Origin of the sequence: Nonomuraea rosea, assembly GCF_039539705.1 — a bacterium.
GTDB lineage: Bacteria > Actinomycetota > Actinomycetes > Streptosporangiales > Streptosporangiaceae > Nonomuraea > Nonomuraea rosea.
Genome location: NZ_BAABDQ010000007.1, coordinates 239,508 through 263,318 on the forward strand (window position 1 = coordinate 239,508; position 23,811 = coordinate 263,318).

A 23,811-nucleotide genomic window follows, 5' to 3' on the forward strand; every position below is an offset into this window, starting at 1 on the left:
GACCTCGATGCCGGCGGTGGCTGCTCGTACGCGTGAGAATCAGCTCGGTACGCCGCTGGAACTCCGCCCGGTCCGCGTACGGCACCCCGAGCAGCTCGCAGATGACCAGCGAGGGAACGGGCAGCGCCAGCGCCCGTACCAGGTCCGCCGGCCTGGGTCCGGCCAGCAGGGCGTCGACGTGCTCGGACACGATGGCCTGGATCCGGGGGCGCATCGCCTCCACCCGCCTGACCGTGAACTCACCGGCCACCAACTGCCGGTGCAGAGCGTGCTCGGGCCGGTCCATCCCGCCGTACGAGGGCTTGGCCCTGGCCTTGCCGAGCGCCTGCTGGGCGGCGGGGAACACGGCGGGGAAACCCGGGCCGGCCCGGTCGGAGCTGGCATGCGGGCCGATGCGCGGCGCAACCGCGACCAGATCCTCGCGGCGGCCAGGAAGATCTATCTGGCCGAGGGGTTCACGGTGCCGATGGAGGAGATCGCGCGGGCGGCAGGAGTCGGGGTCGGCACGCTCTACCGGAGCTTCCCCGACAGGGACGCGCTGATCAGAGGGCTGGCGATCGACGCCATCCAGCGGGTGACGGCGCTGGGGGAGATCGCCTGGGCGGAGGAGCCCGACGCGTGGAGCGCGCTGCGCCGCTTCGTGCACGAGGGCGGGGAGCCGAACCGGGTGGTCTCGGCCGTGCGGCCGCACCTGATCGACGCGGTGCCGGACGACGAGGAGCTGTTCGAGGCGGGAGTGGCCTGGTTCGAGCTGCTGTCGCGGATGGTCGTGGCGGCGCAGGAGGCGGGGGACATGCGTACGGACGTGGCGCCCGGGGACGTCCTGCTGATCCTCAACCTGCTGACGCGCCCGATGCCCGGCCTGCCCGCCGATCTCGCGCGGCGGCTGCCAGACCGGTTCTTCGACGTGATGTTCGACGGGCTGCGAGCCGGGTCCAGCACGCAGCTGTCGGGCGCGCCGATCGCCCGCTGGTGGACATGAGACGGGCGGGCCCGCCTCAACCGCGGGCCCGCCCGTCCGTCCGAGCTATGGCTAGTCGGCGTCCAGCTTGCGCTGGATGCCGACGAGAATGTGCATCATCGTCGTCTGCGTGTCCTGCATGGTGTCGAACCGGTCGTCCACCTTGTCGAACCGGTCGTCGATCGCGTCGAACCGCTTGTCCACGGCCTCGAAACGCTTGTCCACGGCCTCGAAACGCTTGTCGATCTCGGCGAACTTGGCGTCACACTTGCCCTCCAAGCGCTTGACCTGGTTGCCGACGCCGTTGATCCGTTCGGTGAGATCTTGCGCCAGCTCCTGCTGATCCGCGCGGATCTGGATCAGCGCATTCTGGATTTTCACGCCGAACTCGAGACCGGCTTCCTTGATATCCAACTTGATCTCTCATACGGTGGGGGGAAGGACCGGGGATCTGAGATGTCTCCGGTCCTTTTCTGTGCACGAGAATACCCCTTGGATCATCCTCGGCAATCGCGAATCGAAGATAGATTCCCCTGTTCAGAGGGCACGTGGGGGTCTAAGTCCGGATTGATCCGCTTATGTTGCGGCGACTAATTCCAGCCACCTTGACGCGCATTTTCGCTTCGGGCTGGATTGGTCAGATCGCGCCTGACATTCGCCCATACCGGCCGCCGGTCAGCCCGGCGGACTGCGCACAGGACTGCGCGGGAATTTCTCTCGTGCCGCCCGCGCTGGTAAGTCACATGAAGATCGGAGCGCTGTCCCTGGAGACCGGCGTCAGCCCGCGGCTGCTGCGCTACTACGAGGAGCAGGGGCTGCTGACCTCGTACCGCGCGGACAGCGGGCACCGCCGCTACGCCGAGGACGCTCCCGTCGTGGTGCGGCGCATCCGCACGCTGCTCGCCGCCGGGCTGCCCACGAGGGTGATCAGGGACGTGCTGCCGTGCGCGTCCGGCTCAGGGGACGTGCTCGACGCCTGCACGCTCGGCCACCTGCGCGGCCGGCTCACCGGCCTGGACGAGCAACTCGCCGAGCTCCAGGCGACCAGGCAGGCACTCGCCACGATCCTGGCCGCCACCGAGCGCTCCGGCGCCCTCGCAGGCGCCGCCGCCTGACAGTTCGGGCCGCCTGACAGTTCGGGCCGCCTGACAGCGCAGGCGGTCTGACGGCCCAGGCGGCCTGACAGCTCGAACGACCTGACGGCCGGACAGCTCAGGCGACCCAGGCCCCGCCCCGGAGCGCTCAGCAGGCCCCGGACCCCTCAAAAGAAGAGATCGTCAGCGGCTGCCGTAGAGGTCGTCGATCTCCTTGGCGAAGTCGCGCATCACCAGGTTGCGCTTGACCTTGAGCGTCGGCGTCAGGTGCCCGCTGTCCTCGGTGATGTCCGCGTCCAGGATCGTGAACTTCTTGATCTGCTCCGCCTTGGACACCGTCAGGTTGGCGCGGTCGACCGCCCCCTGGATCTCCGCCTGCACCTGGGGGTCCGTCCGCAGCGCGGCCGCGGTGGCGCCGGCCGGCAGGGCCTCGGGGTCGAGGGTGATCAGGGCCGCGACGAAGGGCCGCCCGTCGCCGACGATCATCGCCTGGGACACCAGCGGATGGGCCCGCAGCGCGTCCTCCAGCGGCCCGGGGGCCACGTTCTTGCCCGCCGCGGTCACCAGGATCTCCTTCTTGCGCCCGGTGATGCGCAGGTAGCCGTCGGAGTCGAGCTCGCCGACGTCGCCGGTGTGGTACCAGCCGCCGGCGTCGATCCCCTCGGCCGTGGCGGCCTCGTTCTTCCAGTAGCCGTCGAAGACGTTCCTGCCCTTGGCCAGGATCTCGCCGTCGTCGCCGATGCGCAGGGTGACCCCGGGCAGCGGCTTGCCGACGGTGCCGATCTTGTTGGCGCCCGGCATGTTGACCGAGCACGGGGCCGAGGTCTCGGTGAGGCCGTAGCCCTCGAAGACCTCGATGCCGACGCCCTTGAAGAAGTGGCCGAGCCGGTCGCCGAGCGCGGAGCCGCCGCACACCGCGGCCGAGAGGCGGCCGCCCGTGGCGGCGCGCAGCTTGGCGTAGACCAGCTTGTCGAACACCGCCCGCTGCAGCCGCAGCCCCAGCGGCGCGCCGCCGGAGCTCTCCGCCTTGCTCCAGGACACCGCCACGTCCACCGCGCGGGCGAAGATCTTGCCCTTGCCGCCCGCGATGGCCTTCTGCTCGGCGCCGTTGTAGACCTTCTCGAACACGCGCGGCACGCCCAGCAGGAACGTGGGCTTGAAGTCCTGCAGGTCGGGGGCGACGTTCTTCATGTTGGGGGTGTGCGCCATGATCGCGCCCGCCTCGACGAGCACCACCTGGATCATCCGCGCGAAGATGTGCGCCAGCGGCAGGAACAGCAGCGCCGCCGGGTCCTTCCTGCCGAACAGCGGCTCCAGCGGCCCCCGCAGCACGTTGAGCGCGGTGAACAGCAGGTTGTCGTGGGTGATCCGGCAGCCCTTCGGCCGGCCCGTGGTGCCCGAGGTGTAGACGACCGTGGCCAGGTCGGCGGCGACGACCCGCTTCCTGCGCTCGGTCACCTCGGCGTCGGTGACGTCGCCGGTCTCCGGCGTGGCGTCCACCCGCCAGAGCGCCTTCAGCTCGGGCGCCGCCTCCCCGACGGTCTCCTCGTGCGCGTCCAGCTCGACGAACGCCGCCTTGGCCTCGCTGTCGGACAGGATCCACCTGACCTGCTCCACGGACGACGTCTCGTAGATGGGCACGGTGACCGCGCCGACGGTCCAGATGGCGTAGTCGACCAGCGTCCACTCATAGCGGGTGCGAGACATGAGGGCGACCCTGTCGCCGTGCTCGATGCCCGCCGCGATCAGCCCCTTTGCCACCTCGACCACCTGGTCGCGGAACTCCGCCGCGGTGACGACGGGCCAGCCGCCTTCGGCCTTGCGGCGCATGACCACCGCGCCTGGCTCCTGCTCGGCGCGCCGGAACACGGTGTCGGGCAGGCTTGCCGAGGCAGGCACATCGACCAGCACGGGGACGCTGTACTCGCGCACGAATCAACTCCTCTTCGGGGACCGCCTGGACGCTACCGCCTCAAGTTACGCGCCGGTAGCTTCGTCATAGAGGCGTTATGAAGGGCATTCTTCACGCTAGCAGCCGTCGATCGCCAGGTGAGCCGCGTAACAGCCGTACATGGGAGCACGTGCCCCCACGTGGCGGGCGGCGTGGTTGCGCCTAGGATTCACCTCATGAGGGTCCACGTGGTGAGCGACGTGCACGGCAGGGCCGACGCGCTGGCCAGGGCGGGCGACGGCGCCGACGCGCTGGTCTGCCTGGGCGACCTGATCCTCTTCGTCGACTACGACGACCACGCGCAAGGCATCTTCGCCGACCTGTTCGGCGCGGAGAAGGCCGCCGAGTTCATCAGCCTGCGCACCGCCAAGCGGTTCGACGAGGCCAGGGCCATGTCCGCGCAGCTGTGGGCCACGCTCGACGGCGACCCGCGCGAGCACATCGAGCGCAACGTCCGCGCCCAGTACGCCGCGCTCTTCGCCGCCATGCCCGCGCCCGCCTACCTCACCTACGGCAACGTGGACCTCCCGCGCCTGTGGGCCGACTACGTCAGGCCCGGCCACCAGGTGCTCGACGGGCAGGTGGCGGAGATCGGCGGCCTGCGGTTCGGGTTCGTGGGCGGCGGGCTCAAGACTCAATACCGCACCCCGCACGAGATCAGCGACGAGGAGTTCGCCGCCAAGGTCGAGGCGGTCGGCGAGGTCGACGTGCTGTGCTGCCACATCCCGCCGGACGTGCCCGAGCTGCTCTACGACGTGGTCGCCAGGCGGTTCGAGCGGGGCAGCGCGGCCACCCTGGAGGCGATCAGGCGCACCCAGCCGCGCTACGCCCTGTTCGGCCACGTGCACAACCCGCTCTACGGGCGCACCCGCATCGGGCGCACCGAATGCGTGAACGTCGGCCACTTCCGCGGAAGGGGCGTCCCCTACGTCCTCGAATGGTGATCCGACCGGCGGGTGAGCCACGTCCGGCGGTCCGCCGCAAGTCGCGCATTCTGCACTACGGTGGTCGTATGGCTGATCGCACCACTTCGAGCACCTCCATCGGCGCCGGTCGCGCCGAGGTCATGGCGGTCATCTCGGACTTCCCCTCCTATCCGGACTGGGCCGGTCAGGTCAAAAGCGCCGAGGTCCTCAGTACGGACGCCGACGGCAGGCCTCAGACGGTGCGGTTCACCCTGGACGCCGGGATGATCAGCGACACCTACACCCTCGGCTACACCTGGCAGGGCGACGACGGGGTGAGCTGGCAGGTGGTGGAGCCCGGGAAGATGGTCTCCGACCTCCGGGGGAGTTACCGGCTCGCCGACACGGGCAGTGGCACCGACGTGACGTACGAGCTGACGGTCGACCTCATGGTCCCCATGATCGGCATGATCAAGCGCAAGGCGGAGAAGGTGATCGTGGACACCGCGCTCAAGGGGCTCAAGAAACGCGTCGAAGGTCGCTGAGTTGAGCCCGAGGGTCCTGCTCTTCACCGGCAAGGGCGGCGTCGGCAAGACCACGGCCGCCGCCGCGACCGCCACGCTCGCCGCCGCCCGCGGCCTCAAGACGCTCATCGTCTCGACCGACACCGCGCACTCGCTGGCCGACGCGCTGGGCGTGCAGCCCGGCGAGGTCGCTCCCGGCCTGCACCTGCGCCAGGTCGACACCCAGAAGACGCTGGAGCGCCACTGGGGCGACCTCCAGGACTACGCCAGAGGCGTGCTGTCCGACCTGGGCCTCGACGAGATCACCTCGGAGGAGATCACCGTCCTGCCCGGCGCGGAGGAGGTCATCGCGCTGCTGGAGCTGCGCGAGCACGCCCGCGAGGGCCGCTGGGACGTGATCGTCGTCGACTGCGCGCCGACGGCCGAGACGCTGCGGCTGCTGGCCCTGCCCGAGGCGCTCGACTGGCACGTCAGCAGGCTCATGCCGATCGGCCGCAAGATCGTCAAGCTCGTCTCGCCGTTCGTGCGCGGCGTCGCCCACGTCAGCGCGCCGGGCGAGGAGGTCATGAACGCGGCCGAGCGCTTCCACCGCGGCCTGATGGAGGTGCGCGAGCTGCTCACCGGCGACCACGCCTCCGTGCGGCTCGTGCTCACGCCGGAGTCCGTGGTGCTCGCCGAGGCCAGGCGCACCCTCACCTCCCTCAATCTGTACGGCTACCGCGTCGACGCCGTCATCGCCAACCGCGTCTTCCCCTCGGAGGGCGCCGACGAGTGGCGCGCCCAGTGGGTGGCCGCCCAGTCGAAGCTGCTGGCCGAGGCCGAGCAGTCGTTCGCGCCGCTGCCCATCCACGTCGTCCCCTACCTGCCCGCCGAGCCCGTCGGCAAGGACGCGCTGGCCAGGGTGGGCGAGGCCATGTACGGCGAGTCCGACCCGTTCGCCCCGCACGAGGTGGAGCCGCCGCTGCGGATGAGCGCGGACGGGCTGGAGCTGGCCCTGCCCGGCGCCGACCGCGACGACATCGACCTGGCCCGCAAGGGTGACGAGCTGATCGTGACGGCGGGCCCGTACCGGAGGATTCTGGCGCTGCCCGCGGCGCTGGCCCGCAGGAGGATCAGCGGGGCGGCGCTCCGCGACGGGGTGCTCCGGGTAGGGTTCGCCGCGCCCGGCGGTGAGCCGTGAGCGGCGGTTTCTGCATTACGGTTCAGCTCGGGGAGCGAATCCGCGACGTGATGAGTTGAATGGATGAGCGACCCATACGCAGGGAGGGCCAGATGACCGAGAGCAACGACAGGGATCCGATCGGGACCGTCGCCGACGAGGCGCGCAAACTGTTCGACTCGATCCAGGGGCGCGCCACGCGCCAGGTCGGCAAGACGGTGTTCAACTCCTTCGCCGGCACGGGCGGCAGGAGGGAGCGCGACGTGTGGGAGGAGGCCGTGTCCGAGCCCCACGACGAGTACATCTGCCGCGCCTGCCCGGTCTGCCGGGCGATCGCGGCGCAGCGTGAGTCGGGCTCCGACGTCACCGGGCACCTGGTGGCGGCGGGCGGCGAGCTGTTCGCCGCGGTCCGTGGCGCGTTCGACGTGCTGAGCAGGCCCGCCCCCCGCCGGCCGGGCGAGCGCCGGGACGACCCGGACGGCACGGGCGGCCGTGACAACGTGGAACACATAGATCTGGGATAGGGAGACACGGGGCATGCTCACGATCGGTGTCGACATCGGCGGGACCAAGGTGGCCGCGGGTGTGGTCGGCGACAACGGCGAGATCGTCGAACACACACTGCGGCCCACCGCCGCCGACCGCCCTGACGTGGTGGCGGAGACGGTGGCCGACGTCGTTCGCGAGCTGTCCGCCGGCCGGGAGATCGAGGCCGTCGGGGTCGGCGCGGCCGGGTTCGTCGACGAGACCCGGTCGATCGTCCGCTTCGCGCCCAACCTGGCCTGGCGGGAGGAGCCGCTGCAGAAGAAGATCAGCGGGCTCGTCGGCCTGCCGGTCGTGATCGAGAACGACGCCAACGCCATGGCCTGGGGCGAGACCAGGTTCGGCGCGGGCAGGGGCCAGTCCCACGTGGTCTGCCTGACGCTCGGCACCGGCATCGGCGGCGGCCTGGTCTTCGACGGCTCCCTCTACCGCGGCCGCTGGGGCATGGGCGCCGAGCTGGGCCACATGCAGGTGCTGCCCGGCGGGCGGCTGTGCGGCTGCGGCAACGTCGGCTGCTGGGAGCAGTACGCCAGCGGCCAGGCGCTCGTCAAGGACGCCAGGGAGATCGCCGCGGCGGAGCCGGAGCGGGCACGGATCCTGCTCGGGCTGGCCGGCGGCAAGATCGAGGGCGAGGAGGTCACCGAGGCCGCGCGGCTGGGCGACGACGCGTCGCTGGCCGCTTTCGCGAGCCTGGCCGACTGGCTCGGCCAGGGCATGGCCGACCTGGCCTCCGTGCTCGACCCCGGCTGCTTCATCGTCGGCGGCGGCGTCTCCCGTGCCGCCGACCTGTTCATCGACCGGGCCCGCGAGGTCTTCGCCGAGCGGCTCACCGGCCACGGGCACCGGCCGCTGGCCGAGATCAAGCTGGCCGAGCTGGGCGCGTCCGCCGGTGTGGTGGGCGCCGCCGACCTGGCCAGGCAGCGCTAGAGCCGCGCTTCGTGACGATCAGGGTCGCCACGTACAACGTGCACGGGATGCGTGACAGCGTCCCGGCGCTGAGCAGGGTCACCGCCGCCATGCGGGCCGACGTGCTGTGCGTGCAGGAGGCGCCCAGGTTCGGCCGCTGGCGGTCCAAACGGGCGGCGCTGGCCGCGGCGGCGGGGCTGCGGGTGGCCACGCCCGGCAGGCTGGGCGGCGTGGCGGTGCTCGCCGGGCCGCGCGTCACCGTGCTGCACGCCGAGCGCCACGCGCTGCGCGTCTTCCTCGGGCTGGAGCGGCGCGGGCTGGCCGTCGCCGTGCTGGCCGCCGAGGGCGCGACGCTGGCCGTCGGCTCGCTGCACCTCGACCTCAACGACCCGGCCAGGCTGCATCACGCCGCCGAGGCGGTGGCGCTCATGGAGGGCGTGGCGGCCCGGTACGGCGCGGCGATCGTGCTCGGCGGCGACATCAACGAGCGGCCGCACCAGCCCGCCTGGCGCTACCTCGCCGGGCGGCTGGCCGACTGCCATGCCGTGGCGCCCAAAGGCGACGCCGTGAAGCCCAAAGGCGACGGTCTGACGTTCCCCGCCAAGGACCCCTCCGCGCGCATCGACGGCGTGTTCGCCGCGCGCGAGACGCAGGTCGTTTCCTGCGGGGGAGTGGACACCGAGAGCACCGATCTGGCCGCCGCTTCCGACCACCTGCCGGTCGTCGCCGAGTTGCGACTTGGGCTCTAACGGGCAAGCGGGGCCCTCCAGCCCGTAGCATTTGCTCATGACCCGTCGCTCTCGGCGGCGTGCGCTCACCTTGATCTTGGCGACGTCCGTGGCCTTGTCTCAGGTCACGCCCGCCGCGCATGCCGATCCCCGCCCCGGTGCGATAGAGGCGTGGCAGCAGTCGACCAGCGTGCGGCTCCAGGCCGACGCCTCGTTGTCCGACGTGCTCGCCCTCTCCTCCACCGACGTGTGGGCCGTGGGCCAGCAGGAGATCTGGGACGTCTGGAAGAACCGCGGGACCATCCGCCACTGGAACGGCACCGGCTGGGCCGAGATCCCCGTGCGTGACGCGACGGCCGCGGGCAACCTGCGCGGCCTGGCCGCCGTCGGGGCCTCCGACGTGTGGGCGGTCGGCGACGGGCACGACGGGCTCCCCTACCTCGTCCATGGCGACGTGACCGGGTTCGACCGGGTCAGGCCGCCGGGGCTGCGGGCCGGAGACTGGCTCGGCGGCATCGACGCCAAGTCCGGGCGTGTCGTGGCGGTCGGCAGCCGCGAGAAGAACGGGCTCATCCTCACCGGCCAGGGAAACTCCTGGACCGCGCAGGAGACCAAGGAGGAGGGCGCGCTCTACGCCGTGGCCGGCGGGTTCGCCGTCGGCGACACCGGCGACGCGCCGCTGATCGTCCACTATTCGGGCGGGTCCTGGAAATCCATGCCTGTCCCGTCGATTCCCGGCGGCTACCTGCGTGACGTGCAGGTCGACAACTCCAAGCGGGCGGTCGCCGTCGGCGGCGTCTACCGGGGCCCGGGGGACATCTCGCCGCTCGTGCTGACCTGGAACGGCAAGCGGTGGCGTGAGCAGCGGCTGCCCGATTCAGGCGCCCGGCTCTACGGCGTGACGGGCGACGGCAAGGGCCGCTACTGGATGGCGGGTTACGATCCGTCGCGGGCCGCGGAGCCGTTCATGGTGCGCTGCGAGAAGGGCTCGTGCGAGGCCATCCGCGGGAGCTCCAAGCAGGGCAGGAGCAGCGTACGCCTCCAGGCGGTGGCCTACCTCGCGGGCAAGAGCACGGTCTGGGCCGTCGGGCACGCGGTCGACACGGCCGACCGCTACACCGACGTCGTCGAATCGTTCGCGCCCAAGTCCACCACCGCGAAGTCCTAGAGCGGCTCCAGAGCCGCTCAGGGTCCTACAGCACCGCGCCGTCGTCCCAGCCCGAGTCGTTGGGCCGGTCGTCGCCCATGCGCACCACCAGCGCCACGAAGCCGCCGATGAACGCCGCCACCGCGGTGAACAGCGCCCAGCCCTCCATGTGCCAGTTCGCCATCGCGGCGACCAGCAGGTAGGCGGGGCCGCCGAACAGCGCGACCCACGCCAGCTTGGTCGCCAGGTCGAGCTTGGGCAGCGGCGGCGGCGGGGGCGGCTCGAAGTGGCCCTCGTCCTCATCCCTCTCGTCCGGCGAGTCGGCCTCGTGCTGGTCCGCGTCGAGCAGGTCCCCGTCGAGCAGGTCACCATCGCGCAGGCCCGGATCACCGGGCTCCTCCGAGGGTTTGACCACCCGGCGGGTGGGCTCGGCGGGGACGTTCTCGCTGTCCGGCCATGGCTGGTCGGCCGAGTCACGCTCGGCTGTGTCGTTGAAGGACGCGACGATCTGCCGCCAGACCTCGTCCTCGTCACTCTGGCGCGTCACCTAGATGGGCCTCTCCGCAGCGATCGCGACTTCCCCCTGGGTGCGATCAGTCCCTCTGCAAGGGTACCGAGGCATGTGTCCGGATGAAGTCGAGGCTCCCGGCAAAGATCCTGTCGGCATCGTTGTCCAGCGTCGCAACATGGTAGCTATCGGTAAGCTCCTCGATCGTGGCCTGCGGGACCTTCTCGCGAATGATCGCCACACTGGTCGGCTTCACCACGTGGTCCTCCGCGCTGTGGAAGACCAGCAGCGGTTGTGTCACTTTCACCAGGTCGGCCTGCACCAGCGACCACAGGCTGGGCAGCGACGCGGCCGCCTTCACCGGGGTGCGGCTGTAGGCCAGCTCGGTCACGCCGGGCTTCTTGACGTCGTTGGCGACGCCGGGCACCGACGGCACGAACCATTTGAGCAGCGGGGCCAGCCTCATCAGCGGCACGTCGCTGGCGATCGACGGATTGACCACCATGACACCCGTGATGGCCGTGCCGTGCACCTCGGCGAGCCGCAGCGCCAGGCAGCCGCCCAGCGACAGCCCCGCCACGAACACCTCCGCGCAGCGCCCCTGAAGATCCGCGAACGCCTTCTCCACCTCGGCGTACCAGTCCTCCCACCGCGTCCTGTTCATCTCCTGCCACCTGGTGCCGTGCCCCGGCTGGCGGGGCAGCGAGACGCTGACCCCGTGCGCGGCCAGGAACTCGCCCCATGGTCGTAAGGACTGCGGCGTTCCGGTGAATCCGTGGCAGAGCAGGACGCCGACCTGACCCGCATCGTGATGGTAGGGCTCCGCGCCTGGCATGAGCGGCATAACAGCTCCTCCATGCTGTTTCATTCCGGCAATTTGATCCCGGAACGGCCCGATCGTCGCACGTTCTGGGGTGTTTGTGCGAGAGCTGGTGTAGGAGCATGGCGTACGAGATGGGAAGATGACTCTGCCCGCCGACCAAAGCGCTGAGAAGAGGTGCCGGGGTGTTCTACTGGGTGGTCAAGGCCATCTTGGGCCCGTTCCTCCGCCTCGTCTTCAGGCCGTGGACGGAGGGTTCGGAAAACGTGCCCCGGCAGGGGCCGGCGATCCTGGCGGGCAATCACCTGTCGTTCGCCGATCACTTCTTCGGCCCGCTGCAGATCCGGCGCAAGGTCATCTCGCTGGGCAAGGCCGACTACTTCACCGGCAGCGGCATCAAGGGCTTCTTCAGCCGGCTGTTCTTCAGCGGCGTCGGCACCGTGCCGATCGACCGCTCGGGCGGCAAGGCCAGCGAGGCGGCGCTGCGCACCGGTCTGCGCATCCTGCGCGAGGGCAACATCCTGGGCATCTACCCCGAGGGCACCCGTTCGCCCGACGGCCGCCTCTACAAGGGCAAGACCGGCGTGGCCCGGCTGGCCCTGGAGTCGCGGGTCCCGGTCATCCCGTGGGCCATGGTCGACACCTACGAGATGATGCCGCCGGGACGGCCGCTGCCCAAGCTCGGGATCCGGCCGGGCGTCAGGTTCGGCAAGCCGCTCGACTTCTCCCGCTACTACGGGATGGAGGACGACCGGCTGGTGCTGCGGGCCGTGACCGACGAGATCATGTACGCGCTGATGGAGCTGTCAGGTCAGGAATACGTCGACAAGTACGCCGCCAGCGCCAAGGTGGAGATGGAGCGCGCGGCCCGCGCCGCCGCCGTCAAGGGTTAGCCCGCGATCAGACGGACGACCGTAAGGCCTCTTCCGTCTTGCTCATGGCCGTGGTCATCGCGTGCAGCTCCTCGCGGCTGAGCCGGTCGATCAGATAGGCGCGCACGACCTCCACGTGGCCCGGCGCCACCCGCCGCAGGCAGCGGATCCCCTCTTCGGTGAGCACCGCCAGCACGCCGCGCTCGTCGGACGGGCAGTTGGCCCGCGTCACCAGGCCCGCCTTCTCCAGCTGCGTGATCTGGTACGTCAGCGCGCTCTTCGACACCACGACGCCTCTGGCCAGCTCCGTCATCCGCATCTGGTGATCGGGGACGTCGGCGAGCCGGACCAGGATCTCGTACTGCGGGTGCGTCAGCCCCGCCTCGGCCTTCAGCTGCTCCTCGATGCGGCGCTCAAGGAGGTGGGAGGTGGACAGGAAGGCGCGCCAGGCCGCCATCTCAGTCGCGTCTAGCCATCGGGGGTCCGTCACCGCCTCAGTGTAGGTGCACCCCGCGGCCGTCTCCGGCGGGGCCCGTGACCTGCCGCGCGGTTGTTGTTCGAATTTGAACTTTCAGGCTAGAGTGGACATTCGTTTCGACGACTGTCAAGGAGGCCGCATGGTGGATCAGGCGCGTCCCGTTGTACTGCTGCTCGCGAGGATCGCCATCGGGGTGATCTTCATCGTGCACGGCTACCAGAAGTTCGCGACCATGGGCATCGCGGGCACGACCAAGTTCTTCGAGTCCGCGGGCATCCCGCTGGCCGGTGTGGCCGCGCCGGCCGTGGCCGTGCTGGAGGTGGCGGGCGGCCTGGCGCTGATCCTGGGCGCGGCGCTACCGATCGCCGGCACGCTGCTGGCGCTCGACATGATCGGCGCGATCGTGTTCGTGCACGGCGCGAACGGCCTCAGCGGCGACGGCGGCTACGAGTTCGTCCTGGCGCTGGCCGCGGCCAGCCTGGCCGTCGGCTTCACCGGCGGCGGCGCGCTGGCGCTCGACAACGTGCTCGGCCGTCGCCGCAGCACCGCCCCGGCGACCGCCTAGGATTCACCACCCGGCGTCGCTCACCGGCGCCGGCGCCGACCTCCGAGGGCCCCGCGCACCTGCTCCCGCAGCCAGGCATGCGCGGGGTCCGCGTCGTATCGGGGATGCCACGCCTGCGACAGCGTCATCTCCGGCAGCTCGAACGGGATCGGGAACGTCTCCAGCCCCAGCGCCTCGACCATCGGCCTCGTGAGGCGCTCCGGCGTCATGCCCACCAGATCGGACTGACGCACCGCCAGCAGCGAGGCCCCGAACGTCGGCACCGTGCCCGCCACCCTGCGCGCCAGCCCCATGCCGGCCAGGACCTCGTCCACGGGCCCCGACGTCCGCCCTCTGCGCGTGGCGATCACGTGCTCGAACGCCGTCAGCCGCGCGGCCGTCACCGGCTCGCCGAGCAGCGGGTGCCCCGGGCGTACGACGCCGACCAGCCGATCGGTCGTCAGCGGCTCCACCCGCGTCTCCGGCGCCGGGTCCGCGATCACCGTCACCTCCAGGTCCGCGCTCCCGTCACGCAGCGCGGAGGAGTCTCCGGGGCCTTCGGGGATGAAGGAGAACGACACCCCCGGGGCCGACCGCGCCGCCTCGGCCAGCAGCGGCAGGCTCACCGCCGTGATCACCGCGTCCGAGGCCAGGACCACGAACCGGCGCGTCAGCGCGGCCGGATCCAGCGCGCCCGGCGGCGTGAAGACCTTCCTGGCCGCCTCCACCAGCGCCCGCACCTCCGCCTGGACCGCCAGCGCCCGCGGCGTCGGCACCATGTGCCGGCCCGAGCGCACCAGGACGGGATCGCCCATCGCCTTGCGGATGCGGCCCAGCGTACGGCTCATGGCGGGCTCCGACAGGCTCAGCCGCCGCGCCGCCGCCGAGACGCTGGCCTCCTCCAGCAGCACGTCCAGCGCGATCAGCAGGTCCATGCTGGGTTGCGTCTGGCGCATATATCTCCTGTCAAAGATGCATTTGAGGTTAGGGCTGGGTCGAGTCTACGGTGAAGGCGCGGGAGGCCTCCGCTCGTCACCTTTCACCCACCCACCACCCATTGGGGTTCTCCCATGCCCGAAACCATCCTGGAGACCGGACATCCCGCCCGGCGGCGGATCATGGCCGTCATGGCGTCGTCCGTGATCCTCGCGGTCGCCCTGGTCGCCGCCGTCAATCTCGCCATCCCCACGCTCGCCGCGAGCGATCTGCGCCCGACGCAGTCGCAGATTCTCTGGATCGTGGACGCGTACGTCATCGTCTTCGCCTGCCTGCTCGTCCCCGCGGGCGCGGCGGGCGACCGCTTCGGCAGGAAGGGGGTGCTGCTGGCGGGGCTGGCGGTGTTCGCGGCCGGCTGCCTGCTGGCGGCGCTCGCGCCGGACGTCGGCACCCTGATCGCCGCCAGGGCCGTGAGCGGAGCGGGAGCCGCCATGGTGATGCCGGCCTCGCTGGCGGTGACCGTCGGCGTCTACCCGCAGGGGGAGCGCGGCCAGGCCGTCGCGGCCTGGACCGCCGCCACCGGTGCCGCGGGCGTGCTCGGCAACGTGGGTGGCGGGCTGGTCATGCAGTATCTCCCGTGGCGGGCCCTGTTCGGAGTGCCGGTGCTGCTGGCCGCCGTGCTCGCGGTGCTCGTCGCCGTGCTGGTGCCGCGCGCGGAGCGCCATCCCGCGACTCTGGACCTGCCGGGCACGGCGCTGCTCACGGCCGCGTCCGTGGCCCTGCTCACCGGCGTCATCGAAGGCCCGGAGGCCGGATGGGGGAGCGCGCTGGTGCTGTGCGCGTTCGGCGCGGGGGCGGTGCTGTTCGCGCTCTTCGTCGTCCACCAGCTCCGCGCCGCGGCCCCGCTGCTCGACCCCCGGCTGTTCGCGGCGGCGCGGCTGCGCGCGGGGACGCTGGGGGTGGCGGTGACGTTCTTCGGCCTGTTCGCGATGTTCTTCGTCAACGCCCGCTACCTGCAGGACGTCAAGGGCTTCTCGCCGCTGCTCACCGGGCTGGCCATCCTGCCGCTCACGATCCCCATGATCGTCCTGTCGCGGCGGTCGGCCCGCTTTCCCCCTCGTGCCGCCGTCCGGGCCGGGCTGGCGGGAATCGTGGCAGGGCTGCTGCTGCTGTCGTTCGCGGACGCCGCCCTGCCGTACCCGGTGTACGCGGTGGGCCTCCTGGTGATGGGCGCGGCCATGGGGCTGTGCCTGCCCGTGCTGTCACACGAGATCATGGCGGCACTCCCGCGTGAGCGGGCCGGACTCGGGTCCGGGCTGAACAGCGCCACGCGGGAGCTGGGCAGCGCGGCCGGGGTCGCCGTCATGGGCACCGTGACGGCCACGCACGGCATGGGCGCCGGCTACCGCGTGGTGGCGGTCGTGGTGCTGGCGGGCGCGCTCCTGGTCGCCCATTGGCTCAGGTCAGGTGCGCGCGGATCTGCCTGATGTGCTCGGGCGTCGTACGACAGCAGCCGCCGATCAGCGAGGCCCCCGCCCGCTGCCACTCCTCGGCGGCCTGGCCGTACTCCACCGGGTCGGCCAGCCCCAGCCAGCGGCGGCCGGCGGCGTCCCAGGTCTCGCCCGAGTTCGGGTAGACCACCACGGGCAGGCCGCCGGACAGGCACGAGATGAGCCCGGGGATGTGGCGCGGCGCGGTGCAGTTCGCGCCGACGGCCACCACCTGCGGGTTCCCGCCGAACAGCGCGGCGGCCTCGCTGATCGGCGTGCCGTCGTTGAGCCGCTCCCCGTCCTTGCAGGAGAAGCTCACCCACGCCTTGACGCCGGGCGTGCGGGCGAGCAGCCGGGCCAGCGCCCGCGCCTCCGGGTAGGACGGGATCGTCTCGCAGGCCATCAGGTCGGCCCCGGCCGAGGCGAGGATCTCCCAGCGCGGCAGGTGCCAGGCGAACAGGCCGTCCTCGTCGAGGTCGTAGTCGCCGGTGTACTCGGCGCCGTTGGCCAGGTAGGCGCCGTACGGGCCGACCGAGGCCGCCACCAGCCCGCGGCCCGCCGCGTCGCGCGCCTGCCCGGCCAGCTCCACCGACAGCCTGATCAGCCGCTCGGCCCCCGCCGCGCCCAGGCCCCGCCGCAGGAAGCCCGGGATCGAGGCCTGGTAGCTGGCGGTCGTGGCGACGTCGGCGCCCGCCGCGAAGTAGTCGGCGTGCGCCCGCCGGATCAGCTCGGGCTCCTCCAGCAGCAGCCGCGCCGACCAGAGCTCGTCGCCGAGATCGGCGCCGAGCCGTTCGAGCTGGGTGGACAGTCCCCCGTCCAGCACAAGTGCAGTCACGCAGCCAGGGTATTCACTCAGACGGGGTATGAGGTCGCCCGGCGACCGGGGAACGCGCTGATCACCTGGTCCAGCAGGGCCGGCGTGTCCTCGGGGCGATCCACGGTGAAGTCGGCCAGCCGCGCCAGCTCGTCGCCCGTCTCCCCGTTGGCCACCGCGACCCGGACGCCCATGAACGCCGGATCGCGCGCCTCCCTGCCGCGCAACGCGTCGAACGCCCGGCCGTCGGAGAGGTCGTCGCCGAAGTACCAGGCGCGGGTCAGGCTCTCGGTCTCGCCGGCGATGACCGTGCCCTTGTCGCGCTCCACCGGCGGCCGCAGCTCGACGACCATGCGGCCGTACTGCTCACGCAGCCCCAGCTCGGCCGCCTTGTGCGAGCACCACCGCTCCACCGCGCCGCGCAGCGACGGGACCGCGCGGTAGTGCAGCGCCACCAGCAGCGCCTTGTCCTCCACCAGGACCTCGCCGGGCAGCTCGCGGGCGGCGTCCGCGGCCAGGCGGCGCATGACCGGGGTCCACGGCTCGGCCTCGGCGTCCGTACGGACCCGGCCGTCGACGACGGTCTGCATGCCGTACAGGCCGAACAGGCGCACGTGGGGCGCGCCCGAGAACCGTTCGGACAGGAACGCGGCCGGGCGGGCGGAGACGACGGCGACCCGGTCCACCAGCCGCGCCAGTGCCTGCAGGCGCTCCACCGCGCCCTCGACGGGGAACACCGCGCCGGGATCGCGCATGATCGGCGCGAGCGTGCCGTCGAAGTCGAAGAAGAAGCCGGATCTCGCGCCCTCCGCGACCGTGGCGGACAGGGCTTCGACGAAGCGGAGCGGGGCGCGAGGGGTCGCCATGCTCAGGAACGATAGAACAGCGTGACCGGCTCGGATAGACGGCCGCCGCGGTATTCACGCCTGATCTCTCCGGCGGGCCCGCGTTCTTGTGGATCAGGGGATCGTGACGGCGGCCAGGCGGGCCAGCGCGGGCCTGTCCAGCACGGTCACCTCGCCATGGCCGATCGCGATCATCCCCCGGCGCTCGAACGCGCGCAGGGCCCGGTTCACGCTCACCCTGGTCGCGCCGATCTCGGCCCCCAGGCCCGCCTGGCCGCCGTGGAGCGGCACCCGGCCGCCGGCGCAGCGCCGTACGAGCCAGGTGGCCACGCGCGCGGGCACGTCGCGCACCGCCGCGTCGATGAGCCGCTCGTCGAGATCCCGTACGGTCGTGGCCAGCGTACGCAGCAGCCGCGCCGCGACCGACGGCTCGGTGGCGACCAGCTCCAGCACGACCGGGCGCGGCAGATAGGCCACCTCCACCGGCGTCATGGCCGTGCGCGTGGCCCGATGGGCGCCGTCCACGAGCAGGGCCGTCTTGTCGAACGCGACCGGCGCGGCCTCCACGGCGAGCACCACCTCCCTGCCCTCCGCGCTCACCCGCCCGGCCTTGACCCGCCCGCTGAGCAGCACGATCAGGTGCTCGGCCGGGTCCCCTTCCGTGCACAGCACCTGCCCCGCCGGGTAGCGCCGCCACCGCGCCGCCGCCGCCGTCCCCCGGATCCGCTCCTCGCCGAGCTCCGCGAACATCGGCAGGTCCGCCAGCGTGTACGTCATGTATCCCGATATACACCAGCCGGGTGTCCGCTGATGCTGACCGCCGGCCCGCGGGCGCTCTAGCGTGCGGTGACATGGCGAGATACGTACTGCACCTGGCCTTCGACGGCGACCCACGGCGGCTCGCGGCCCGGCCCGCGCATCGCGAGCACCTGCGGCGGCTCAAGGAGGCGGGACGGCTGGTGAGCGCCGGGCCCTGGGCGGACGACAGCGGGGCGTTGCACGTGTACGAGGTGTCCGGGGAGGCCGAGCTGCGGGAGATCCTGCGGGAGGACCCGTACACGGCGGTGGACGGCTACGAGATCGTGCTGCTGAAGGAATGGACGCCCATCATGTGACCGCCCCGGGAAGCGACGGGTGCGCTTCCCGGGGCGATCACGGGGCCTGCCTTGCACGTACGGGCTCAGGTGCGTTTCCAGAACGGCCCGCGCCGGCCGCTCGGACCGTCGCCCGGCGTGGACCCGCCGGTGAGTGAGGTCAGGACCGCGACGGCGCGATCGTGCAGCGCCTGGGCGTCCGCGCCCGGCTGCTCGGCCGCCTCCAGCTCCCGGCCCAGCGCCTGCAACTCCTCGTTCCCCCCGAGGTAGGCCGCCAGCGCCGACAGCCGCGACCCCAGGTCGGCCAGGTACAGCAGGTCAGGCGTCCGCATCGCCTTGAGCCGGTCGAGCTCGGCCACCAGCTGTGGCCTGACCGTCTCCAGCCGGTGCCCCGGCCGCGGCCCGTGCCCGAACCCGGGCGAGCCGGGCGTCCCCGGTCCGCCGCCGCGTGGCCGCCGCAGCCCGCCTCCCGGCATGCTGGGAGCGGGCATCGGCGGCTGCGCCCCATAGGCGTCCCCGTACGCGCCCCCGCCGGGCGCCGCCTGGTCGTCACCGGCGGCGAACCCCTGGTCAGCCACCCCGCCGAAGCCCGGATCCGGCAGCCGCATCCGCGCGGCCCCCGGGGCAGGCGCGGCCATCACCGCCGCCTGGGCCATGAAGCCGCCGCCCATCATGGGCGGGGACTGCGGCAGCTCCCATCCGCTCGGCGGCTCGACCGGCTGGATGACGCGATGCTCCGGCCCGCCCTCCGCGACCTGCCTGGTGTCGATCGCCACGTACGCCGTGAAGCGGCACAGCACGCCGTAGTCCAGGGACGTACGCACGATGCGCGGCTCCAGGTCGTGCTCGCCCATGGCGTAGCGGTCCTCCAGCTCCCGCAGGTGCGCGCGGGCCCAGACGGCGCGGACGGCCGGATTGTCCACCGCCACGCCCGCGATCCGCTCCTCCCACGGCCCGCCGGACGCCAGGCCGCGCACGGTGAGCGAGGAGCCGTCGCGGTAGCGCCCGTACACGCGCAGCGGCACGCCGGGGAAGATCGACCCGAGGTGGGTGACCGTCTCGGGCTCGACCTCCAGGCCCTTGAGCGACAGGTCGGTGACCAGGGGAGCGCCGATCCTGCGGTGGATCTGCTCCATGGCGGCGTCCAGGCGGTCCTCCGACTCGACCAGCTCGCACCGGCCCGCGCCCAGCCCGGCCAGCCGGCCGAGGAACCCGGCGTTCACGGCCCTGTCGATGCCGACGGTGTGCACGCGCATGGCCGACAGCGGCCCGCCCGCCTGCTCCAGGATCTGGTCCTCGTTGCCCACCTGGCCGTCGGTGACCAGCACGACGACACGTTCGCGCTCGGTGCGGGCGCCCAGGAGCGCGATCGCCTGGCGCAGCGGTTCGAGCAGCTCGGTGCCGCCGCGGGCGTCGACGCGGGAGAGGTGTTCGACGGCGCGGTAGCGGTTGCGGTCCGACGCTTCGGCGAGCCCCTCGAACGCCTGCTCCACCACCGAGTCGAACGTCAGCACCGCGAACCGGTCCTGCGGCGTCAGCGTGTCCACGATCCGGGCGGCGGCCCTGCGCGCCGCGACCATCTTCCAGCCGCCCATGCTGCCGGAGCGGTCGAGCAGCAGCACCAGGTCACGTGGCGCCCGCGTGGACTGGAGCGGCGGCGGCACGACGGTGAGCGCGAACGTTCCTTCCTGGTTGAGCTGCAACGACGTGGACGCCTCGAACGACAGGCGCAGGATGAAGTCGCGGTCGAGGCGTTCGCCGGGCCGCAGGCGTGCGGTGTCGCCTTCCTCCTCGACCACGTGCAGGCTGGAGGCCAGCTCACGCAGGTCGAGACCGGCTGCGTCCACTTTCGCGCTGAGCGAGAGGCGTACGGGGCTGGGGAAGCCGGGCAGCAGGACAGGTGGGCTGATCCTGGAGGCGTCGGGGACCGCGTCGGTGTCGGGCGCCGCGCCGTCACCGGCCGGCGGGCCGTCCACGGGGCTGCCGGGGATGTAGCGCGGGGCCACGACCAGCGGGAAGCGGAACGTGGCCGCCCCGTCCTCGTACGGCAGCGGCTGGCTCATGGTCAGCCTGACCGAGACGCTCTCGCCGGGCAGGATGTTGCCCACCCTGATCGTGAACACGTCCGGCCGGTCCTCTTCCGCGATCGCCGCCCGCCTGCCCTCGCGCAGCGCCTGGTCGTAGTCCGCCCTGGCCTGGCCGCGCTCCTTCAGCAGGCCCTCGATCACCCGGTCGTCGGCCTCCATCCGGAACCCGGTCACGGCCGCGCGATCCGGCAGCGGGAAGACGTACGTCGCCTCCAGCGTGACGTCGAACGGGTTCCTGAACCCCTGCGTGACCTCGACCCCGGCGATGAGCCCCGAGATGTCGGCGGCCACGTCCACGCTCTCCAGCGGCAGGTTGCCGCGCTCGGTCAGCAGCGCGCCGAACCCGGCGTCCGGCACCGGCAGGCACCGTGCGGGCTCCAGCGAAGTGATCTTCATGTCAGCTTCCTCTCCTTGAGCACCGCGAGCAGCGGACCCGCCGCCGCCAGCACCGCCTGAACGTCTTCAGCGGACGGCGTACGGCCGGTGTCCAGCACGAGCCGCACCCCCTTACCCAACCTGACCCCAGCGATCACACCGGCCCGCGCCCCACCAACCGGCCCGGCACCCAGTCCGGCACCCAGTCCGGCACCCAGTCCGGCACCCAGACCGGCATCCGGTCCACCGTCCGGCTCGGCATCCGGTCCACCGGCCGGCTCGGCATCCGGTCCACCGTCCGGTCGGGCCGTCTCCCCGTCGTCTCCGCCGCTTGGCCGCTCGGCCCAGAACCTCCCGCGCGCGGGAGCATCCTCAGCCATGCCGTCCAGCCCCGCCGCGTCGGCCGCCAGGGCCGCGAGCAGACCGTTCCCCCGTGCGCCGGCGGCCTCCGCGTCACGCGCCAGGGGATCCCCCGCTCGGGCGTCGCTCGCCGCCGGACCGCTCCCCTCGGAGCTGCCCGTTGGTGGGCCGTCCGCCAGGAAGGTGCCCGCCGGTGAGCCGCCGGGCAGCGGGGCGTCCGTCAGGAGGGCCGCCGCTTCCAGCATGCGATTCGTCGCCCCCGTCAGCGCGGCCTGGATCTGTGCGATCGAGTGCCCCGCCGCCTGCAGGCGCTTGATGGCGACCAGTTGCAGCAGATGCCGCCGCCCGTACTGCGCGATCCGGCCCCGCCGGGTCAGGGGCGGGTCCACCAGCCCGATGGTCATGTACCACCGGATCAGCCGCGCTCCGGGAACGTCGCGGACCCGGCCGTTGACCGGCGCGGGCGCGCCGGCGCGCAGCGCTCGCGCCGCGTGCTCGGCCAGCTCGCCGATCGTCCAGGTATCGCTCATACCTCCACAGTGACACTGTCACTATTACACTGTCAATGACCGAAGGTTCGGAAGAAGAAAGCCCTAAATGTCGTTGTAAAGAACGAAAAGTCCGACCAACGGGGAGGAATAAGAGACATGGCTACGATCACCGGACCGCTCTCGGGCGACGCCAAGGACGCCGTCGTGGACACCCTCCAGGGTGCCCTGGTCGATCTGATCGATCTCTCACTGGTCGCCAAGCAGGCGCACTGGAATCTCGTAGGCGCACATTTCCGCCCGATCCACCTCCAGCTGGACGAGCTCACCGACCTGGCGCGGGCCCACATGGACACCATCGCGGAACGCGCCGTCGCCCTCGGCGCCAACCCGGACGGCCGCGCGGCGACGATCTCCAAGTCCACGAAGCTTCCCCAGCCCGAAGGCGGCTGGCTGGAGGACGGCAAGGTCGTGGCGACGATCACCGACACGCTGGACGGCATCAGCAAGCGGATGTACGAGCGCATCCGCGCCACCGACGACACCGACCCGGTCACGCAGGATCTGTTCATCGCGATCGCGCAGGACATCGACAAGCAGCACTGGATGTTCCAGGCACAGCGCTAGAGCGGGCACGTTCATCGAGCCCGGGCACGACGTACGGTGCCCGGGCTCTTCCATGCCGTAAGCGCCACGTAAGAGGTGATCATCTCTTGTCGATCTACCGTCCAGGAGTATGACCAACCGCACGCAGATCGTCGTGCTCGCCAAGCGGCCCCGGCCCGGGCGCGTGAAGACGCGCCTCACCCCGCCCTACACCCCGGCGGAAGCCGCGGAGCTGGCCGCGTACGCGCTGGACGACACCCTGGACGCCGTCGCCGCCACCCCCGCCGCCGCCCGCCTGCTGGCCCTCGATGAGATCGCCGGACCCGACCTGATCGCGGGCCGCCCGTTCGAGCTGATCGGCCAGCGCGGAGACGGCTTGGACGAGCGCCTGGCCTGGGCCTTCGAGGACGCCTTCGCCCGGCGCCGCGCGCCCGTCGTGCTCGTCGGCATGGACACTCCCCAGCTCACCCCCGCACTCCTGACCAGGGCCGCGGCGGCGCTCGACGGGCACGACGCGGTGTTCGGCCCGGCGGCCGACGGCGGCTTCTGGCTGCTCGGGCTGCGCCGCCCCGACCCCGCCCGGCTCCTCGGCGTGCCCATGTCCACACCCGGCACGGGCGCCGCCCAGCTCCGGCGCCTGCGCGGTCTGTCGGTCGCGACGCTGCCACTCCTCACCGACGTGGACGACGCCGTGAGCGCCCGCGAGGTCGCGGACCAGGCCCCGCACACCCGCTTCGCCACCGCCCTGACCCGCCTCGGTGCCCGTGACACCGCCAGCAATGCCGCCGGAGAAGCAGCCCGCCTCACCGCCAGCGACACCGCCAGCAATGCCGCCGGAGACGCGGCCCGCCTCGGCGCCCGCGACGCCGCCGGTGACGCCGGGGCGGCGGGCGCTGGGCGGGTTGCCTCGTTCGCCGCAGGGGTGGTCAGGTGATCGGGGAGCTTTACGCGGACTCGCTCGCCGGCGCCGAGATCGACGTCGAGTACGAGGACGGCCGCCGCGAGCCCCTCGCGGCCATGCGCTGGCTGGAGCTCATCGACGGCGACGAGGCCATGCTGTCCCGCTGCGCCGGCCCCACCCTGGACGTCGGCTCGGGGCCGGGACGGCTGACGGTCGCGCTGGCCAGGAGGGGCGTGGCCGCGCTCGGCATCGACGTCACCCCGCACGCCGTACGGCTGACGCGGCAGGCGGGCGGGCTGGCCCTGTGCAGGGACGTGTTCGGGCGGGTCCCGGGCACCGGCCGATGGGCGACCGCGCTGCTGGCCGACGGCAACATCGGCATCGGCGGCGACCCGCCGGCCCTGCTGCGCCGGATGCGCGAGCTCGTCAGGCCGGGCGGCGAGGTGATCGCCGAGGTCGCGCCGCCCGGCACGCCCAGCACGACCGAACGCGTCCGGTTGCGCCACGGTGAGGTCACCGGCGCCTGGTTCCGATGGGCGGGGGTATCGGTTTCCGACGTGCCCGGGCTGGCCGGGGAGAGCGGTTTCACGGTCACGGGCAGTCACGAGGAGGCCGGCCGCTGGTTCGCGTACCTTCGCTAGGTGATCATGCCGAGCAGCGAGCGGACGTGCGGAA

Annotated in this window: 27 protein-coding genes; 16 read left to right on the forward strand and 11 right to left on the reverse strand. The window is 72.1% G+C overall.

All coding sequences use genetic code 11. The annotated features are described in order from the left end of the window. The first annotated feature begins 16 nt into the window (after positions 1-16). Positions 17-982, forward strand: coding sequence for a TetR/AcrR family transcriptional regulator (locus ABEA43_RS19485; RefSeq protein WP_345563614.1), 966 nt, complete (start codon positions 17-19; stop codon positions 980-982). Positions 983-1,033: 51 nt separating this feature from the next. On the opposite strand, the gene ABEA43_RS19490 is transcribed toward ABEA43_RS19485, so the two are convergent. Beyond that, entirely contained in the window at positions 1,034-1,342 is a 309-nt protein-coding gene (locus ABEA43_RS19490) for a hypothetical protein (RefSeq protein WP_345563617.1), read from the reverse strand. A 362-nt stretch (positions 1,343-1,704) separates the two neighbouring features. Here ABEA43_RS19490 and ABEA43_RS19495 point away from each other — a divergent pair, with 362 nt between their 5' ends. Further along, a complete protein-coding gene (locus ABEA43_RS19495; protein ID WP_345563619.1) occupies positions 1,705-2,076 on the forward strand; it encodes a MerR family transcriptional regulator in 372 nt (123 codons plus the stop codon). A gap of 162 nt (positions 2,077-2,238) precedes the next feature. Here the strand turns inward: ABEA43_RS19495 and ABEA43_RS19500 are convergent, their stop codons facing one another. Continuing rightward, complete coding sequence (locus ABEA43_RS19500; protein ID WP_345563621.1) at positions 2,239-3,987, reverse strand: AMP-dependent synthetase/ligase; 1,749 nt, start codon at positions 3,985-3,987, stop codon at positions 2,239-2,241. A 195-nt stretch (positions 3,988-4,182) separates the two neighbouring features. On the opposite strand from ABEA43_RS19500, the gene ABEA43_RS19505 reads away from it, so the two are divergent. The 7 genes from ABEA43_RS19505 to ABEA43_RS19535 all read left to right on the forward strand — a co-directional run bounded on the left by ABEA43_RS19505 (position 4,183) and on the right by ABEA43_RS19535 (position 9,939). Next, complete coding sequence (locus ABEA43_RS19505) at positions 4,183-4,950, forward strand: metallophosphoesterase family protein (protein WP_345563623.1); 768 nt, start codon at positions 4,183-4,185, stop codon at positions 4,948-4,950. A 68-nt stretch (positions 4,951-5,018) separates the two neighbouring features. Further along, entirely contained in the window at positions 5,019-5,456 is a 438-nt protein-coding gene (locus ABEA43_RS19510; protein ID WP_345563625.1) for an SRPBCC family protein, read from the forward strand. A gap of 1 nt (position 5,457) precedes the next feature. Further along, positions 5,458-6,615, forward strand: coding sequence for an ArsA family ATPase (locus ABEA43_RS19515; RefSeq protein ID WP_345563627.1), 1,158 nt, complete (start codon positions 5,458-5,460; stop codon positions 6,613-6,615). Between the two features lie 92 nt (positions 6,616-6,707). Continuing rightward, positions 6,708-7,118: a hypothetical protein gene (locus ABEA43_RS19520; RefSeq protein WP_345563629.1), complete on the forward strand. Its 411-nt coding sequence runs from the start codon at positions 6,708-6,710 to the stop codon at positions 7,116-7,118. Between the two features lie 13 nt (positions 7,119-7,131). Further along, a complete protein-coding gene (locus ABEA43_RS19525; RefSeq protein WP_345563631.1) occupies positions 7,132-8,064 on the forward strand; it encodes an ROK family glucokinase in 933 nt (310 codons plus the stop codon). An 11-nt stretch (positions 8,065-8,075) separates the two neighbouring features. Further along, the gene (locus ABEA43_RS19530; RefSeq protein ID WP_345563633.1) at positions 8,076-8,792 is read left to right on the forward strand and encodes an endonuclease/exonuclease/phosphatase family protein; all 717 of its coding nucleotides are present in this window, start codon (positions 8,076-8,078) and stop codon (positions 8,790-8,792) included. A gap of 37 nt (positions 8,793-8,829) precedes the next feature. Then, positions 8,830-9,939: a hypothetical protein gene (locus tag ABEA43_RS19535; RefSeq protein WP_345563635.1), complete on the forward strand. Its 1,110-nt coding sequence runs from the start codon at positions 8,830-8,832 to the stop codon at positions 9,937-9,939. A gap of 25 nt (positions 9,940-9,964) precedes the next feature. Here ABEA43_RS19535 and ABEA43_RS19540 read toward each other — a convergent pair whose 3' ends face one another. Together ABEA43_RS19540 and ABEA43_RS19545 are read right to left on the reverse strand one after the other, a co-directional pair. Further along, a complete protein-coding gene (locus ABEA43_RS19540; protein ID WP_345563637.1) occupies positions 9,965-10,465 on the reverse strand; it encodes a hypothetical protein in 501 nt (166 codons plus the stop codon). 46 nt (positions 10,466-10,511) lie between these two features. Beyond that, a complete protein-coding gene (locus ABEA43_RS19545) occupies positions 10,512-11,270 on the reverse strand; it encodes an alpha/beta hydrolase (protein WP_345563639.1) in 759 nt (252 codons plus the stop codon). A gap of 161 nt (positions 11,271-11,431) precedes the next feature. Here ABEA43_RS19545 and ABEA43_RS19550 point away from each other — a divergent pair, with 161 nt between their 5' ends. After that, on the forward strand, positions 11,432-12,139 hold the full coding sequence (locus ABEA43_RS19550) for a lysophospholipid acyltransferase family protein (RefSeq protein WP_345563641.1): 708 nt from the start codon (positions 11,432-11,434) through the stop codon (positions 12,137-12,139). A gap of 7 nt (positions 12,140-12,146) precedes the next feature. Here ABEA43_RS19550 and ABEA43_RS19555 read toward each other — a convergent pair whose 3' ends face one another. Further along, complete coding sequence (locus ABEA43_RS19555; protein ID WP_345563643.1) at positions 12,147-12,608, reverse strand: MarR family winged helix-turn-helix transcriptional regulator; 462 nt, start codon at positions 12,606-12,608, stop codon at positions 12,147-12,149. A gap of 127 nt (positions 12,609-12,735) precedes the next feature. On the opposite strand from ABEA43_RS19555, the gene ABEA43_RS19560 reads away from it, so the two are divergent. After that, on the forward strand, positions 12,736-13,161 hold the full coding sequence (locus tag ABEA43_RS19560; RefSeq protein WP_345563645.1) for a DoxX family protein: 426 nt from the start codon (positions 12,736-12,738) through the stop codon (positions 13,159-13,161). A 20-nt stretch (positions 13,162-13,181) separates the two neighbouring features. Here the strand turns inward: ABEA43_RS19560 and ABEA43_RS19565 are convergent, their stop codons facing one another. Then, positions 13,182-14,096 carry a LysR family transcriptional regulator gene (locus ABEA43_RS19565; RefSeq protein ID WP_345563647.1) on the reverse strand — a complete coding sequence of 305 codons (915 nt, stop codon included), beginning with the start codon at positions 14,094-14,096 and terminating at the stop codon, positions 13,182-13,184. 114 nt (positions 14,097-14,210) lie between these two features. On the opposite strand from ABEA43_RS19565, the gene ABEA43_RS19570 reads away from it, so the two are divergent. Further along, positions 14,211-15,563, forward strand: a complete 1,353-nt coding sequence (locus ABEA43_RS19570; protein ID WP_345563649.1) for an MFS transporter — start codon at positions 14,211-14,213, stop codon at positions 15,561-15,563. On the opposite strand, the gene mmuM is transcribed toward ABEA43_RS19570, so the two are convergent. The 3 genes from mmuM to ABEA43_RS19585 all read right to left on the reverse strand — a co-directional run bounded on the left by mmuM (position 15,535) and on the right by ABEA43_RS19585 (position 18,002). Then, on the reverse strand, positions 15,535-16,401 hold the full coding sequence (mmuM, locus tag ABEA43_RS19575) for a homocysteine S-methyltransferase (RefSeq protein ID WP_345563651.1): 867 nt from the start codon (positions 16,399-16,401) through the stop codon (positions 15,535-15,537). The genes ABEA43_RS19570 and mmuM overlap by 29 nt on opposite strands. 17 nt (positions 16,402-16,418) lie before the next feature. After that, a complete protein-coding gene (gene otsB / locus ABEA43_RS19580) occupies positions 16,419-17,246 on the reverse strand; it encodes a trehalose-phosphatase (RefSeq protein WP_345563652.1) in 828 nt (275 codons plus the stop codon). Positions 17,247-17,339: 93 nt separating this feature from the next. Next, the gene (locus ABEA43_RS19585; RefSeq protein ID WP_345563655.1) at positions 17,340-18,002 is read right to left on the reverse strand and encodes a Crp/Fnr family transcriptional regulator; all 663 of its coding nucleotides are present in this window, start codon (positions 18,000-18,002) and stop codon (positions 17,340-17,342) included. 74 nt (positions 18,003-18,076) lie between these two features. On the opposite strand from ABEA43_RS19585, the gene ABEA43_RS19590 reads away from it, so the two are divergent. Continuing rightward, complete coding sequence (locus ABEA43_RS19590; RefSeq protein ID WP_345563656.1) at positions 18,077-18,340, forward strand: YciI family protein; 264 nt, start codon at positions 18,077-18,079, stop codon at positions 18,338-18,340. A 65-nt stretch (positions 18,341-18,405) separates the two neighbouring features. On the opposite strand, the gene ABEA43_RS19595 is transcribed toward ABEA43_RS19590, so the two are convergent. Together ABEA43_RS19595 and ABEA43_RS19600 are read right to left on the reverse strand one after the other, a co-directional pair. Further along, entirely contained in the window at positions 18,406-20,802 is a 2,397-nt protein-coding gene (locus ABEA43_RS19595; RefSeq protein WP_345563657.1) for a VIT domain-containing protein, read from the reverse strand. Next, positions 20,799-21,671 carry a helix-turn-helix domain-containing protein gene (locus ABEA43_RS19600; protein ID WP_345563659.1) on the reverse strand — a complete coding sequence of 291 codons (873 nt, stop codon included), beginning with the start codon at positions 21,669-21,671 and terminating at the stop codon, positions 20,799-20,801. Before ABEA43_RS19600 ends, ABEA43_RS19595 begins: the two co-directional genes overlap by 4 nt. Before the next feature lie 117 nt (positions 21,672-21,788). Here ABEA43_RS19600 and ABEA43_RS19605 point away from each other — a divergent pair, with 117 nt between their 5' ends. From ABEA43_RS19605 to ABEA43_RS19615, 3 genes are all read left to right on the forward strand, one after another. After that, entirely contained in the window at positions 21,789-22,256 is a 468-nt protein-coding gene (locus ABEA43_RS19605; protein WP_345563661.1) for a Dps family protein, read from the forward strand. 109 nt (positions 22,257-22,365) lie between these two features. Continuing rightward, positions 22,366-23,169 (forward strand): TIGR04282 family arsenosugar biosynthesis glycosyltransferase, encoded by an 804-nt coding sequence (locus ABEA43_RS19610; protein ID WP_345563663.1) that lies wholly within the window; start codon positions 22,366-22,368, stop codon positions 23,167-23,169. Then, the gene (locus tag ABEA43_RS19615; protein WP_345563665.1) at positions 23,166-23,777 is read left to right on the forward strand and encodes a methyltransferase domain-containing protein; all 612 of its coding nucleotides are present in this window, start codon (positions 23,166-23,168) and stop codon (positions 23,775-23,777) included. The genes ABEA43_RS19610 and ABEA43_RS19615 overlap by 4 nt, the downstream gene beginning before the upstream one ends. Positions 23,778-23,811 lie beyond the last annotated feature (34 nt).